The 14,721-nt window shown below is 48.2% G+C and carries 13 protein-coding genes and 3 tRNA genes; 3 read left to right on the forward strand and 13 right to left on the reverse strand.

What is annotated here, in order from left to right:
• Positions 1 to 203: 203 nt before the first annotated feature.
• The 8 genes from L2725_RS18875 to L2725_RS18910 form a co-directional block, all read right to left on the reverse strand.
• Positions 204 to 491: an HU family DNA-binding protein gene (locus L2725_RS18875; RefSeq protein WP_346347855.1), complete on the reverse strand. Its 288-nt coding sequence runs from the start codon at positions 489 to 491 to the stop codon at positions 204 to 206.
• Positions 492 to 731: 240 nt separating this feature from the next.
• On the reverse strand, positions 732 to 3,089 hold the full coding sequence (gene lon, locus L2725_RS18880; protein WP_249250372.1) for an endopeptidase La: 2,358 nt from the start codon (positions 3,087 to 3,089) through the stop codon (positions 732 to 734).
• A 129-nt stretch (positions 3,090 to 3,218) separates the two neighbouring features.
• Positions 3,219 to 4,496: an ATP-dependent protease ATP-binding subunit ClpX gene (gene clpX / locus L2725_RS18885; RefSeq protein ID WP_249250373.1), complete on the reverse strand. Its 1,278-nt coding sequence runs from the start codon at positions 4,494 to 4,496 to the stop codon at positions 3,219 to 3,221.
• Between the two features lie 86 nt (positions 4,497 to 4,582).
• The gene (gene clpP / locus L2725_RS18890; protein ID WP_115135609.1) at positions 4,583 to 5,194 is read right to left on the reverse strand and encodes an ATP-dependent Clp endopeptidase proteolytic subunit ClpP; all 612 of its coding nucleotides are present in this window, start codon (positions 5,192 to 5,194) and stop codon (positions 4,583 to 4,585) included.
• A 91-nt stretch (positions 5,195 to 5,285) separates the two neighbouring features.
• On the reverse strand, positions 5,286 to 6,590 hold the full coding sequence (gene tig, locus L2725_RS18895; RefSeq protein WP_249250374.1) for a trigger factor: 1,305 nt from the start codon (positions 6,588 to 6,590) through the stop codon (positions 5,286 to 5,288).
• A 256-nt stretch (positions 6,591 to 6,846) separates the two neighbouring features.
• A tRNA-His gene (locus tag L2725_RS18900) sits at positions 6,847 to 6,922 on the reverse strand.
• Between the two features lie 9 nt (positions 6,923 to 6,931).
• Positions 6,932 to 7,008 (reverse strand) — tRNA-Arg (locus L2725_RS18905).
• A gap of 68 nt (positions 7,009 to 7,076) precedes the next feature.
• Positions 7,077 to 7,153 (reverse strand) — tRNA-Pro (locus L2725_RS18910).
• Between the two features lie 296 nt (positions 7,154 to 7,449).
• Between L2725_RS18910 and folD the strand changes: the two genes are divergently transcribed.
• Positions 7,450 to 8,310, forward strand: coding sequence for a bifunctional methylenetetrahydrofolate dehydrogenase/methenyltetrahydrofolate cyclohydrolase FolD (folD, locus tag L2725_RS18915; RefSeq protein ID WP_248934887.1), 861 nt, complete (start codon positions 7,450 to 7,452; stop codon positions 8,308 to 8,310).
• 130 nt (positions 8,311 to 8,440) lie between these two features.
• Here folD and cysS read toward each other — a convergent pair whose 3' ends face one another.
• Positions 8,441 to 9,820 (reverse strand): cysteine--tRNA ligase, encoded by a 1,380-nt coding sequence (gene cysS / locus L2725_RS18920; RefSeq protein WP_248934888.1) that lies wholly within the window; start codon positions 9,818 to 9,820, stop codon positions 8,441 to 8,443.
• Positions 9,821 to 9,999: 179 nt separating this feature from the next.
• On the opposite strand from cysS, the gene L2725_RS18925 reads away from it, so the two are divergent.
• Together L2725_RS18925 and L2725_RS18930 are read left to right on the forward strand one after the other, a co-directional pair.
• Entirely contained in the window at positions 10,000 to 10,494 is a 495-nt protein-coding gene (locus tag L2725_RS18925) for a peptidylprolyl isomerase (RefSeq protein WP_249250375.1), read from the forward strand.
• A gap of 9 nt (positions 10,495 to 10,503) precedes the next feature.
• On the forward strand, positions 10,504 to 11,217 hold the full coding sequence (locus tag L2725_RS18930; RefSeq protein ID WP_249250376.1) for a UDP-2,3-diacylglucosamine diphosphatase: 714 nt from the start codon (positions 10,504 to 10,506) through the stop codon (positions 11,215 to 11,217).
• Between the two features lie 51 nt (positions 11,218 to 11,268).
• Here the strand turns inward: L2725_RS18930 and miaE are convergent, their stop codons facing one another.
• The 4 genes from miaE to L2725_RS18950 form a co-directional block, all read right to left on the reverse strand.
• The gene (gene miaE, locus L2725_RS18935) at positions 11,269 to 12,051 is read right to left on the reverse strand and encodes a tRNA isopentenyl-2-thiomethyl-A-37 hydroxylase MiaE (RefSeq protein ID WP_249250377.1); all 783 of its coding nucleotides are present in this window, start codon (positions 12,049 to 12,051) and stop codon (positions 11,269 to 11,271) included.
• Between the two features lie 548 nt (positions 12,052 to 12,599).
• Positions 12,600 to 13,220, reverse strand: coding sequence for a winged helix-turn-helix domain-containing protein (locus L2725_RS18940; RefSeq protein ID WP_249250378.1), 621 nt, complete (start codon positions 13,218 to 13,220; stop codon positions 12,600 to 12,602).
• Between the two features lie 486 nt (positions 13,221 to 13,706).
• Entirely contained in the window at positions 13,707 to 14,303 is a 597-nt protein-coding gene (locus L2725_RS23340; protein ID WP_249250380.1) for a YadA-like family protein, read from the reverse strand.
• Positions 14,304 to 14,336: 33 nt separating this feature from the next.
• The coding region (locus tag L2725_RS18950; RefSeq protein ID WP_249250382.1) for a hypothetical protein at positions 14,337 to 14,721 on the reverse strand (385 nt) is incomplete at its 5' end.

The raw sequence follows: 14,721 nt of genomic DNA on the forward strand, positions 1-14,721 counted from the left end.
TTTCTCGCTCGTTGCGATTGAAGTAAAAATTAAAAAGGCGCTTCACTTTGAGGTGAAAGCGCCTTAATACCTGGTATGTGAAACTCATTTAAAGCACGCATACCGGATGGTCATCCAATCAATAAAATCACCATCCTTCAATTCGTAAAAAGCACTGCCAGGCAGTGCTTCATCATACGACAGCCTCTGGGGCTGAACCGTTATTAGTTAACGGCGTCTTTCAGCGCTTTACCAGCTTTGAATGCTGGAATGTTAGCAGCTGCAATCTTGATTTCTTTACCAGTTTGTGGATTGCGACCAGTGCGCTCTGCACGCTGACGAACTTCGAAAGTACCAAAACCAACAAGAGAAATCTTCTCGCCATCCTTCAGACCTTCGGTCACGGCAGCGATGAAAGAGTCCAGTGCACGACCAGCAGCAGCTTTGGAAATGTCAGCACCGGTAGCGATTTTCTCGATTAGTTCAGATTTGTTCATGTCATCCCCTTGAATGTAATTTCGCGCCGCTACCAAATCCTTCTCTAGAGCGGTCTGCGGAGGCTTTTATAACAAGCTTGAAAATAAAGTTCAAGCCCTGTACCAAAACCAAAAGAATTAATTTTTAATTCGCTCAAAGCCAGTCCCCCCAAGGGTTTGAGAGGTCTGGCCCGCTACGAATCTAGGCTACCACAGCTTTTGCCTTTGTTAAGCCCTTTTTTTAACTTTTTTAGTGAGATAAGGCATTTTTTTGCGTTATCCCAAGTTTTTGACCACTTCGAAGCCTTCAACTGGACGCTCAAGCGCCAATTTCAGGACTTCATCCACCCACTTAACCGGGTGAATTTTAAGATCTGTAATGACATTTTCCGGAATTTCTTCCAGGTCACGCTCGTTCTCTTTCGGTATCAACACATGCTTGATACCACCTCGATGAGCAGCCAGCAACTTTTCTTTCAGTCCACCGATGGGCAAAACTTCACCACGCAGGGTGATTTCACCTGTCATGGCAACGTCGGCTTTAACCGGATTACCGGTCAAAGTAGACACCAGAGCAGTACACATTGCACAACCGGCAGATGGGCCATCTTTTGGAGTAGCACCTTCAGGTACGTGAACATGGATGTCGCGTTTTTCGTAGAAGTCCGGGTTAATACCCAGCTGTTCAGCGCGGGCACGAACAACTGTCATCGCCGCCTGAATGGACTCCTGCATTACATCACCCAATGAACCCGTGTAGGCCAGCTTACCCTTACCGGCAACAGATGTCGCCTCAATTGTCAGCAAATCACCGCCAACCTGTGTCCAGGCAAGGCCGGTAACCTGACCAATCTGGTTCTTACTTTCGGCTTTACCAAAGTCAAAACGCTGAACGCCCAGGAAAGACTTCAGGTTCTCTTCGTTCACACTGACCTGCTTGATAGATTTGTCCAGCAGGATCTGTTTGACCACTTTGCGACATACCTTGGACAGCTCGCGTTCCAACGCACGAACACCAGCTTCGCGGGTGTAGTAACGAATGATTCCCAGGATTGAGCCGTCATCCATCGCCAGCTCACTGGCTTTCAATCCGTTGCGCTCAATCTGCTTTGGCAACAGGTGCTGCTTGGCAATGTTCAGCTTCTCATCTTCGGTATAACCAGACAGACGGATCACTTCCATACGGTCCAGCAGTGGGCCAGGGATATCCATAGAGTTAGAGGTTGCCACGAACATTACGTCGGACAGGTCGTAGTCCACTTCCAGATAATGGTCGTTAAAGGTGGAGTTCTGCTCAGGATCCAGCACTTCCAGCAGAGCTGACGCAGGGTCACCCCGCATGTCACTGCTCATCTTGTCGATTTCGTCCAGCAGGAACAGCGGGTTCTTGACTCCCACTTTTGCCATCTTCTGGATAATCTTGCCTGGCATTGAACCGATATAGGTGCGACGGTGACCGCGGATTTCCGCTTCATCACGTACGCCACCCAGAGCAACACGTACATACTTGCGACCGGTCGCCTTGGCGATAGACTGCCCCAGAGAGGTTTTACCTACACCCGGTGGGCCTACCAAACACAGAATTGGGCCTTTCAGTTGCTTAACCCGGGTCTGTACCGCCAGGTATTCCAGAATACGCTCTTTAACTTTTTCCAGACCATAGTGGTCCATATCCAGTGTGTCCTGCGCCTTGGCCAGATCACGCTTGATTTTGGAACGCTTCTTCCATGGCACGGACGTCATCCAATCTACATAGCTGCGCACTACAGTGGCTTCTGCAGACATAGGAGACATCATTTTCAGCTTGTTCAGCTCGGCCTGTGCCTTCTCTTTGGCTTCGACGGGCATTTCAGCTTCTTCAATCTTCTTGCCCAGGCCTTCAAATTCATCATGGCCTTCATCCAGATCGCCTAGCTCTTTCTGAATGGCTTTCATTTGCTCATTCAGATAGTACTCGCGCTGGCTCTTTTCCATCTGCTTCTTGACCCGGGTACGGATGCGTTTTTCAACCTGTAACAGGTCGACTTCTGCTTCCATCATGGCCATCAGGTACTCGAGACGTTCGGCAACATTCACCATCTCCAGCACCGACTGCTTGTCAGCGAGCTTCAATGGCATATGGGCAGCCATGGTATCTGCCAGCCGTGCGGCTTCATCAATACCTGTCAGAGAGGTCAGTACTTCAGGCGGAATCTTCTTGTTCAGCTTGATATAGCCTTCAAACTGACCAATGGCGCTGCGCACCAGCACCTCTTCTTCTTTGTCATCCATATCTTCACTGCTGAGCAGTTCAGCCTGAGCAACAAAGAACTCATCTTCTTTGACGTAGCGGTTGATACGGGCACGACGTCCCCCTTCCACCAGTACTTTCACAGTGCCATCCGGCAACTTAAGTAACTGCAATATGGAAGCTACTGTACCCACTTCAAAAATGTCGTCACTGGTGGGTTCATCAAGGTCAGCATCGCGCTGAGCCACCAGAATGATCTGCTTGTCCTGAGCCATGGCAGTTTCAAGACAGCGGATAGACTTTTCCCTTCCGACAAATAACGGAATAACCATATGTGGATAAACCACTACATCCCGCAGTGGCAGGACGGGGAGTTCTATATGCGTATCACGCTCTGAGGTCATAGTATGATTCCGTCTCAACTTGGTAAGTTATAACGAGTATATTGGGACGATTCCCGCAGTTTCAATGCTAATACGAAAAAAAGGAGCTCATTGAGCTCCTTTTTTAAAATGATGATTACAAACGACTAATTATTGCTCACCAGCCGCCTGAGGCTCACTGCTTTCATACATCAGCAGCGGGCTGGACTCACCTTTAACCACAGACTCATCAACCACAACCTTGGATACACCTTCGCTGGAAGGCAGGTCATACATGGTATCCAGCAGAATGCTCTCTACAATTGAGCGCAAACCACGGGCACCAGTCTTGCGGGACATCGCCTTTTGGGCGATTGCTTTGAGGGCATCTTCGCGAAACTCAAGTTCAACGCCTTCCATATCCAGCAAAGCTGCATACTGCTTGGTCAACGCATTCTTTGGCTCAGACAGAATCTGTACCAGCGCATCTTCATCCAGCTCTTGCAGTGTTGCAACGACAGGCAGTCGGCCGATGAATTCAGGGATCAGGCCATACTTCACCAGATCTTCAGGTTCCACGCCGATCAGAGTCTCAGAGACAGACTTCTTATCGCTTTCGCCTTTAACCTGAGCGCCGAATCCAATACCTGAACTTTTTTCACTGCGTTGCTCAATCACCTTTTCCAGGCCGGCAAACGCACCACCACAGATAAACAGAATCTTGGAGGTATCAACCTGCAAAAACTCTTGCTGTGGATGCTTACGGCCCCCCTGAGGAGGTACTGCAGCGATAGTGCCTTCAATCAACTTAAGCAGTGCCTGCTGAACACCTTCACCCGACACGTCACGTGTGATGGAAGGGTTGTCAGACTTACGACTGATTTTGTCAATCTCATCGATATAAACGATACCACGCTGAGCTTTCTCAACGTCGTAATCGCATTTCTGCAGCAACTTCTGAATGATGTTTTCTACGTCTTCACCCACATAACCGGCTTCGGTCAATGTGGTGGCGTCTGCCATAGTGAAAGGTACATTCAGACTGCGGGCCAATGTTTCGGCCAGCAGAGTCTTACCACTACCGGTTGGGCCAATCAGCAGGATGTTACTCTTGCCCAGCTCCACACCATCTTTGGGGGACGCGTTTTTCAGGCGTTTGTAGTGGTTGTAAACCGCTACAGACAATACTTTTTTCGCCTGCTCCTGACCGATAACATAATCGTCCAGTTGCTGACGCAATTCATGCGGTGTTGGCAGTTTGTCTTGATCACGCTTTGGCGAGATCTCTTTGATTTCTTCACGAATTATGTCATTACACAGCTCGACACACTCGTCACAAACGTACACAGAAGGCCCGGCGATTAGCTTACGCACTTCATGCTGGCTTTTGCCGCAAAACGAGCAGTACAGCAGTTTTCCGCCATCACCGTTACTTTTGTTGTCACCCATTCTACTACCTCTTATGCAGCCTGCTTTACTGCCAGTGTTTATCGGTCTTACCTATGATCTGAGCATAGCTCAGCCGACAACAAAATTCAGCTGCGTTTGGTGAGAACAGAATCAACCAAACCGTATTCCACTGCCTGTTCGGCACTCATGAAATTGTCACGGTCAGTGTCGCGTTCGACCACTTCCAGTGGCTGACCTGTGTGGTCTGCCAACATCTGGTTGAGTTTCTGTTTAATGCCAAGGATTTCCTGAGCGTGAATGGCAATATCGGATGCCTGCCCCTGGAATCCACCCAACGGTTGATGGATCATCACACGCGAGTTCGGCAAACAGTGACGTTTGCCCTTTTCCCCACCAGCGAGCAAAAATGCTCCCATGCTGGCGGCCTGACCAATGCACACTGTACTGACGTGCGGTTTAATAAACTGCATAGTGTCATAGATCGCCATACCAGCAGTTACGCTGCCACCCGGCGAGTTGATGTACAGATAGATATCCTTGTCTGGACTTTCTGATTCCAAAAACAGCAACTGCGCCACAATAAGATTGGCCATGTGCTCTTCCACCTGGCCAACCAGAAATATCACCCGCTCTTTAAGCAGACGGGAGTAGATATCATAAGAGCGCTCGCCCTTGGCAGTTTGTTCGACAACCATAGGTACAAGTGCGTTAAGTACTGATTCTGGCGCTTTTTGCATTCTTCCTTCCCTAAAAACGAAAATGGTTCGCATGAGAAAAACCCATACGAACCATTATAAATGGCCTGAGGCCGAACAAGTCAAGTTTCGCTTATGCGCGACCGGTAGCCTTGTTCATAAATTCTTCAAAAGCGACTTCTTTATCAGTTACTTTTGCAGAGTTCAGCAGAGCTTCAACAGCCTGCTCTTCCAGAGCTACGTTACGCATGTTCTGCATCAGCTCTTCGTTACCGTTGTAGTATGCAACTACTTCGGATGGATCTTCATAAGCAGAAGCCATTGACTCGATCAGAGCGTTTACACGCTCTTCATCAGCCTTCAGCTCGTTTGCTTTGATCACTTCACCCAGCAGCAGACCTACTTTAACACGACGCTCAGCTTGTTCAGTGAACAGCTCAGCTGGCAGTTCTGGCATGTTGGAACCCTGACCACCAAAACGCTGCATAGCTTGCTGACGCAGAACGTTTACTTCGCCGTCAATCAGCGCTTTAGGCAGATCGATTTCGTTGTTGCTCAGCAGACCTTCGATAACCTGCTCTTTAACGTTGGCTTTCAGAGCCTGAGCCAGTTCACGCTCCATGTTCTTACGGATTTCAGCTTTCAGGCCTTCAACGCCTTCTTCAGCGATACCGAACTGCTTGGCAAACTCATCGTTTACTTCTGGCAGGTTAGCACCCAGAACCTCTGTCAGGGTGATAGCGAACTTGGCCGCTTTACCTTTCAGGTTTTCTGCGTGGTACTCTTCTGGGAAGGTTACGTCGATTTCAAACTCGTCACCGGCTTTGTGACCCTTGATGCCTTCTTCGAAGCCAGGGATCATGCGGCCGCTGCCCAGTTGCAGTTCAAAGCCTTCAGCTTTGCCACCTTCGAACTCTTCGCCGTCTACAGAGCCAACAAAGTTGATTTTAACCTTGTCGCCTTCAGCAGCTTCACGCTCTACAGCATCGTACTGTGCGTGTTGCTTACGCAGAGTTTCGATCATGCTGTCAACGTCAGCATCAGTTACAGTTGCAACTGGCTGCTCAACTTCGATTGCGTCCAGGCCTTTCAGTTCAACTTCTGGGTAAACTTCGAAAGTTGCCACGAACTCAAATGCGTTGTCTTTGGTCTCACCAGGGATAAAGGTAGGTGCGCCAGCTGGGTTCAGTTTTTCAGCGATGATAGCTTCGATGAAGTTGCGCTGCATAACCTGACCGGTTACGTCCTGACGGATCGCTGCGCCGTAACGCTTTTCGATTACGCTGGCAGGTACTTTACCTGGACGGAAACCTGGCAGACGAGCACGCTTGGCTTCTTGCTTCAGGTTTTCCTGAACCAGCTTTTCGATTTGCTCGGCTGGTACGGAGATAGTCAGGCGACGCTCCAGACCTTGAGTTGTTTCAACAGAAACTTGCATTGTTTTACCTCGAAATATGTCTAACGTCCTTTGTAATAGTCGAGAGCTTCAACTATTCAGGTATTCGTTTCTTGATCTAAATTTATCGCTCTAATGCCCTTCGGAACTGAGTTCCGGCACCTGTCGCTCATACTGATTAATTATCAAGACGCGACATTATAGCCAGCGATTTTTTCAGAGTCGAGGGGCAATCGGCGTTTACAAGGCATAAAAAAAGCGACATAAGGTCGCTTTTTTTATTTCTTTTTTTAAGAAGTGGGGTGGCTAATGGGACTCGAACCCACGACAACTGGAATCACAATCCAGGGCTCTACCAACTGAGCTATAGCCACCACATAATATGGTACGCCCGGCAGGATTCGAACCTGCGACCATCCGCTTAGAAGGCGGATGCTCTATCCAACTGAGCTACGGGCGCATGACCGACAGAATTGCTTCTGTATCCTGTCCGACAAACAACGCTAACAGCATTGCTTTTTTTGAAACTGGTCGGTGATAGAGGATTCGAACCTCTGACCCTCTGCTCCCAAAGCAGATGCGCTACCGGGCTGCGCTAATCACCGAGAAATTGCTTGTTCTCACCGACCACTGCAGTGCAGTTGTCTTCCCGAGAACGGAGCGCATAGTATCTGCTACCCCTATGGTCGTCAACGTTTTTTTTGCCACCCTCCACCACATGGCGAATATTAAAGCAACCTGCTGACTTTAAGGCCGTAAAGCACAAAATACGGCCAATTTGCCGCTGACACAAACACAGCTTTCTATCTGGACCCAAGTCATTGCCATGACAGGCAAATGCACCACTGATAGAATAGCGCGCAAATTCCAGGGCCCAGCAGTTTAAGGATACGCATTAATCATGACAGCCAAACTCATCGACGGCAAAGCCATTGCTCAAAATATTCGCCAACAGGTTGCAACCAAGGTGTCTGACCGCAAAGCCGCAGGTAAGCGAGCTCCGGGCCTGGCCGTCATCCTGGTCGGCACAGATCCTGCGTCGCAGGTCTATGTGGGCAGCAAGCGCAAAGCCTGCGAAGAAGTGGGCTTTGTCTCCAAGTCCTTTGATCTGGATGCCGAGACCAGCGAAAAAGACCTGCTGGCGCTGATTGACCAATGTAACGAGGATGACACCATCAATGGCATTCTGGTTCAGCTCCCCCTTCCCGCTCACATTGATGCCGCCAAGGTGCTGGAGCGCATTCACCCGGAAAAGGATGTTGATGGCTTCCATCCATACAATGTGGGTCGCCTGTGCCAGCGTATTCCCGTGCTGCGCCCCTGCACTCCCATGGGAATTATGACTCTGATTAAGTCCACTGGCGTTAACACTTATGGTATGGATGCTGTCATCGTTGGCGCCTCAAACATAGTGGGCCGCCCCATGTCACTGGAACTGCTGCTCGCCGGATGTACCACCACAGTATGCCACCGCTTTACCAAAGATCTGGAAGCCAAGGTTCGCAGTGCAGACCTGCTGGTTGTAGCGGTGGGCAAGCCCGGCTTCATTCCCGGCGAGTGGATTAAGCCTGGTGCTGTGGTCATTGATGTGGGTATTAACCGTTTGGACAGCGGAAAGCTGGTTGGGGATGTGCAATTTGAAGAGGCGGCGGAAAGAGCTTCATTTATTACCCCTGTGCCTGGCGGTGTAGGTCCTATGACCATTGCCAGCTTACTGGAAAACACTCTGTATGCCGCTGAGCGTTTCCACGATCACAGATAACCTTCTATAAAACCAATGAAAGCCGGCATTCGCCGGCTTTTTATTAGTTTCGCTCTACAGACAAAAAAATGCCGCTCACTTTGGTAGGTGAGCGGCGTTTCTATTTAAGGGATACCTGAAGCGTGCTGAATTACTTCTTGCGCCAGGTAGTACCGTTGGCACCGTCTTCAAGCACAACATTGAGCGCGTTCAGACGATCACGTGCAGCATCTGCGGCAGGCCAGTCTTTCTCTGCCCGGGCACGGTTACGCTCAACGATCAGGGCTTCAATCTCAGCCACTTCATCATCATTGCCATCCCCCTTGAAGAAGGCGTCCACGTCCTGACTCAGAATCCCCAGTACATCTGCCAGTTGCTTCATGGCAACACCCAGCGCAGAGGCTGCAGCCAGGTCTTCACCTTTCAGGCGGTTAATCTCACGCACCATGTCGAACAGTACTGAGTATGCTTCCGGAGTGTTGAAGTCATCGTTCATCGCCTCTTTGAAACGGGCAATGTACTGCTCAGCACCGGCGGCTTCTACAGTCAGATCCAGACCTTTCAGCGCAGTATACATACGCTCAAGCGATGCGCGAGCCTGCTTCAGGTTATCTTCTGAGTAGTTCAGTTGGCTGCGGTAATGGCCAGACAGCAGGAAGTAACGCACAGTCTGGGCATCATAGTGTGCCAGCACGTCACGGATGGTGAAGAAGTTACCCAAGGACTTGGACATCTTCTCTTTGTCTACCATTACCATGCCAGTGTGCATCCAGTAGTTCACATAAGGCGTATTGTGAGCACAGCAGGACTGAGCAATCTCGTTTTCATGGTGTGGGAACTGCAAATCAGAGCCACCGCCATGAATATCGAAATGTACACCCAGGTGTTTGCTGTTCATAGCACTACACTCGATGTGCCAGCCCGGACGACCCGGTCCCCATGGAGATTCCCATGTTGGCTCACCTGGTTTGGACATTTTCCACAGTACGAAATCCATCGGATTACGCTTGTGCTCATCCACTTCAACCCGTGCGCCAGCCTGCAGTTGTTCCAGGTCCTGACCGGACAAACGACCGTACTCAGGGAAAGATGGCACGCTAAACAGCACATCACCGTTACCGGCCACATAGGCATGCTCTTTGGCAATCAACTGCTCAACGATTTCGATGATTTCAGCAATATGCAGAGTGGCGCGCGGTTCAAAGTCCGGGCGCAGCATATTCAGGGCGTCGAAGTCCTTGTGCATTTCCCCGATCAGACGCTCTGTCAGAGAATCACAGGACTCGCCATTTTCATTGGCACGCTTAATAATCTTGTCGTCTACATCTGTGATGTTACGCAGAAAGTTAACGTCAAAACCCAGGTACCTGAGGTAACGCACTATCATGTCGAAGGAAACAAAAGTACGGCCGTGGCCAATATGACACAGATCGTAAATCGTCACGCCACACACATACATCCCCACTTTACCTGGATGTATCGGTTTGAATTCCTCTTTCTGACGACTGATGCTGTTGTAAATCTTCAACATGGAGTATCTCTTTAACCATTCTTATGGATGTAAAACAGGAGGTCAGTCTATCATGGGGCGAAGCGAGCTTGCATCTGATATCTTTACAATTGCGGCCCCTGTCCAATGTGCTCTTTCCGCTTTAATCCCGATAAGATAGAATCCGCCACCAATAACCAGCAGTAACCGAGTATTTAAATATGATTACTTTGCACACCAACCACGGTGATATCAAAATCAAGATGTTTACCGAAGAAGCACCGGCAACCGTTGAAAACTTCATTAAGTATGCTGCAGACGGCTTCTTTGATGGCACCATTTTCCATCGTGTGATCGACGGGTTCATGATTCAGGGCGGCGGTTTCACTAAGAAGATGGTACAAAAGCCAACCCGTGGCGCCATCAAAAATGAAGCCAATAACGGTCTGTCCAACAAGATTGGAACTCTGGCTATGGCCCGCACCTCAGATCCTCACTCAGCGACCTGCCAGTTCTTTATCAACGTTAACGACAACACCTTCCTGGATTTCCGCAATGAAACCATGCAGGGCTGGGGCTACTGTGTGTTTGCAGAAGTGGTTGAAGGTATGGATGTGGTTAATGCTATTAAAGGTGTCGATACCCGTAACCACGGCATGCATCAGGATGTACCGGTAGAGAATGTGGTAATCCAAAGCGTGACCATCGAGGAATAATTTTCCCGGATGCGCACCCTTATAATTGGCGATTTGCACCTGAGTGCAGATCGCCCTGATATCACCCAGGCATTTATCAACTTTCTCGACCATCTGCCCGCAGATACCGAGTCGCTGTATATTGTTGGTGACCTGTTCGAAGTTTGGGTTGGCGACGATATTGCCGAACCTTTCGCTCTGGATGTAGCCAGGCATATCAAGTCAGTATCAGAAAAGCTGCCTGTCTACTTTATTCATGGTAACCGTGACTTTATGTTGGGTAAGCAATTTGCAAAGCTTGCCGGTATGCAACTGCTGCCGGAGGTGTTCCTGACAGAACTGTACGGCAAGCAAACTGTGATACTGCATGGTGACAGCCTGTGCACACTGGATAAGGCGTATCAGAGATTCCGCCGCTTCCGCTCAGTACCTTTATTTCGCTGGATCTACTCTAAACTCCCCAAAAGCAAACGCCTGCAAATTGCAGCCGACCTGCGAGGTAAGAGTAAGCGGGATAATAAGAGCAAAAGCTATGAGATTATGGATGTAGAACCCTCCGCCGTCGTTGAGTTGCTGGATAGCACCGGAGCGGTACAGATGATCCATGGCCACACCCACAGGCCAAAACTGCACTCTCTTGAAAATCACAGAAGCCGTTTGGTTGTCGGGGATTGGTACACTCAAGGCAGCGTATTGACCCTGACCCCTGAGGGAGCTGAACTCAACGCCTTAAGTCTTAGGTAATGGGTGGTTATCTTCAGGATAAAGAGCCGCTGAGCGCAGTGGCTTGATAACTCAAGCCACCTTTTCTTCAACCAAAGGCACGCCGCTGTGAAACCGGAACTCGGGGTCATCGCCGCAGATCAACTCAGCTTCTTTCTCACGCCAAAAAGCAACCCTGGACGAAATATCAGTGCCCGCCACTATCTCGGCCAGCTTCAGATAATCCTGATAATGTCTCGCCTCTGAACGCAGCAAAGAAACATAAAATTTCTCCAACTCGGCATCCATGTATGGCGCCAATGCGGCGAAACGTTCACAGGAACGGGCTTCAATAAAAGCTCCGACGATGAGTCGGTCCACCAGAGTTTGAGGTTCATGGGTGACAACATGCTTCATCAACCCTCTAGCGTAGCGTCCCGCCCGAATATTCTGATAGGCGATGCCACGCTCCTGCATTATCTCCAGCACCTGCTCAAAGTGGTGAAACTCCTCTTTAACCAGCCTCACCATCTTAGTAATCAACTCTGCGCCCCACACAACGCCAGCTTTGGGCTGTAAATCGAGTTTCAAATCAGCTTTGGCGAGATCCCGGTTGAGAAAGGCCGCCATATCCCTGTCGTTGTGGTAGACAAACTCTTCATAAGGACGAGCCCAGGCCAGCACCTGCTCAGCACTGGCTTTGTCCACTGCGTATTTACGGACCAGAAACAAAGCCGTCTGCGCAGCCTTAAGCTCACAGTTGCAGTGATCAATCAGAATTAATGCCAGATTTTCAGGACGTTTGGCGAAATCAGTCCACTGCTCGGGAGTACTGCAACCTAAAAACTCTCGAACGGGCGCCAACAAAGTATCCAATGAACAACTCTCTTTGACTAAAATATTGTCCTTAAGACTATCATAAACTTTACTAAACCTAACTACCAAGCGACTTCAAAATGCAATCGTAATTTACTAGAATCAGGTTCTTAGCTGTCGATATAAACCAGACTCGCCTATCAAGTACATTAAGGTGATTTCCTAAGCTAACTAAACCTACACAACAGGTTAACGTTAGACATAGTCATCTTTTCTGAGCCTCTAAACCCTAAGGCACAGAGCTCATCTATGAAATAATATTGCATTCTTCTCTTAGAAAGTTTCTTACTTGCACCCCGAGAGTGGATATAGTTGGTATTATCATTCTCACGTTTAAAGATATATTTGAATGTTATATTATTTTCATCAATATGATTATTCTCGAATATTGAATAAACAGCCTCGCTCAACACGGTATCTCCTCGTTGGGTCGCGTATGTTGTCCAACTGAATTTGGGTGTTTCAATAGTACCAACCCACTTAGTTTTCATGTTACTGTGAATAAGAAATATGACGATATTGGTAACAACTAATACACCCACCCCCACTTAAACACCACATCTAAGCTTTCGCAGTGCTTTTTCATATTCACAAGTCGTCTCCCCTATTGCAACTGATTTAACACGGCCTTCGGAGTCCTTATCTACATGAGGATATGGAATTGAATTTGTTACACCCACAAAATCAGCACGATTATTGAGTGCCGCCGCCAGCATTTTAGCATTGACAATGGTCAGTGCTAGCAGGAAGCAAACCGCCCCCCATTTTAGTTTCGTTTTTGGTAGCCTAAATGAAACATGAGCATTTTGTTCTTTGGTATTAACTGGCTCTAAAGATACTTCTTCAAACCTTAAAAGATACCCCTCTCCAGGTTGGTTAAAAATAATAGACTTATCACTATCCTGTAATACAGAACGAGTGCGATTTATAAGTTGAGGTAAGCTTTCGGGTGACATGATTCTGCCTCCCCAAATTTTTTCAACTAAGTCGTCTTTACAGAGCACCTCAGGATACGAGTTAAAAAGAGCTTCCAATAGTTTCTGCTGTTTACAGGTCAGTTTAATCCCATCCTTACGTCCAAAAGGATTTTCCTTAGAATCAGTGAATAGCTCACCGCTATTCAGGTTCCAATAGAACTTACCGAGAACATACAGCTTGTGAGTTTGCATCACTCCTCCTTCCTGATAGTTTCCAGCCGAAAGGGCGCGAAGTCTAATTCCATGTATATCGACATGAAACACAATTATCATACATTTGAGACTTGGAGCACGCGTGTTAATAATGTTTATTTTATGAACTCACTGCTACCCCGCCATACAACGGAGAATTAGCAGTTATGGATTTACAAAAGAAATAAATTTGTTAGAACTGCGACCAACATTTAAATCTAGCAGGGAGGAAACAAAAGGTCTTGTGAACACATTTTTAGCGAAAATTAAATACGTTAGAGAAAAAGCCTACTAAAAAAGATAAGGGGGTATTTAAAAAGTGATAACCGCTCTCTCTTTTTCACACGAAGAGCCTTATCATAAATCATCACTTGTGAATCAAATCAGGACAATCCGTTAAAACTGTGTGCAATTAAATCTTTTGGCCTTGCCCCTTCAGTAATAACAGGCTCTCGGAAGAGAGCCTGTTATTATAAAAAGCTTAACTTAAAAGGTGTACTGCATACCTGCACCACCAGATACATCACTGGTACCACCGGTAGTAACATTGAAAGTTGCAGATACAGAGAAGTTCTTGCTTACACTGTGGGCAACACCAATTGCGACCGCCTGAGAATCACCTGCAAATCCAACACCAGCTCCAATTGCAGTCTGACCAACCTGACTCAGGGCCGGGCGAGCGTTTGCAACGGCGTGCATACCTGCAGCCAATCCGTCTACTCGATCATTCATCTCATCCATTTCACGCTGCAAACTATCAATAGCCATCGCGTTATTGAAAATAGCCTCATCCTGTGCGGCATCACGCTTGACCTGATACTCATAGAAATCCTTCATTCCCTGAGCATTGTTCTCAATAGCTGTTGTGTTCTCAGCAATTAAGCCGGAGTTACTTTCGATGGCGTCAGAGTTATTCTGTACCGCCTCACCAATCAGCTTGTCATTATTGGCAGACTCAGTCGCGACTTGATCTACCTTGTCATTTACAGCGCCAATGCCTGCGCCCAAGTCCGCGTTAACTTTGTCCTGATGGTCTTTGTTAGCATCGACCTTGTCATTCAAACTACCCAAAGATGAATTCACTTTGTCGTTCAAGCCATCTACGTTGTCTTGAACCTAGTCAACTTTATCACTAACGTCTTGGATATCTTCTCCAACTGTATTGCCTTCATTTGGATTAGTAAAACCTGGCAACTCTTCCGGAGCAGGATCTTTGCCAAACTCAGGCAGTTCGTCTGGCGCAGGGTCTTGGCCGAAATCATTATCAAACCCTTCACTCGGGTTAATGAAGTCTGGAACTTCACCACCAGTGCCAGAACCAGGATTGTGGATACCATGGTCTTGTTCAAAACCCGGCTCCAGTTCACCAGAGCCGTCTGGGTTGATGCCTGAGCCCTCACCCTCTGATGGGTTACCTTCTGAAGGGTTAGTAAAGTCTGGAACTTCACCACCAGTGCCAGAACCAGGATTGTGGATACCATGGTCTTGTTCAAAACCCGGC

This window comes from Shewanella corallii (assembly GCF_023349125.1).
In the GTDB taxonomy this organism is placed as follows: domain Bacteria; phylum Pseudomonadota; class Gammaproteobacteria; order Enterobacterales; family Shewanellaceae; genus Shewanella; species Shewanella corallii.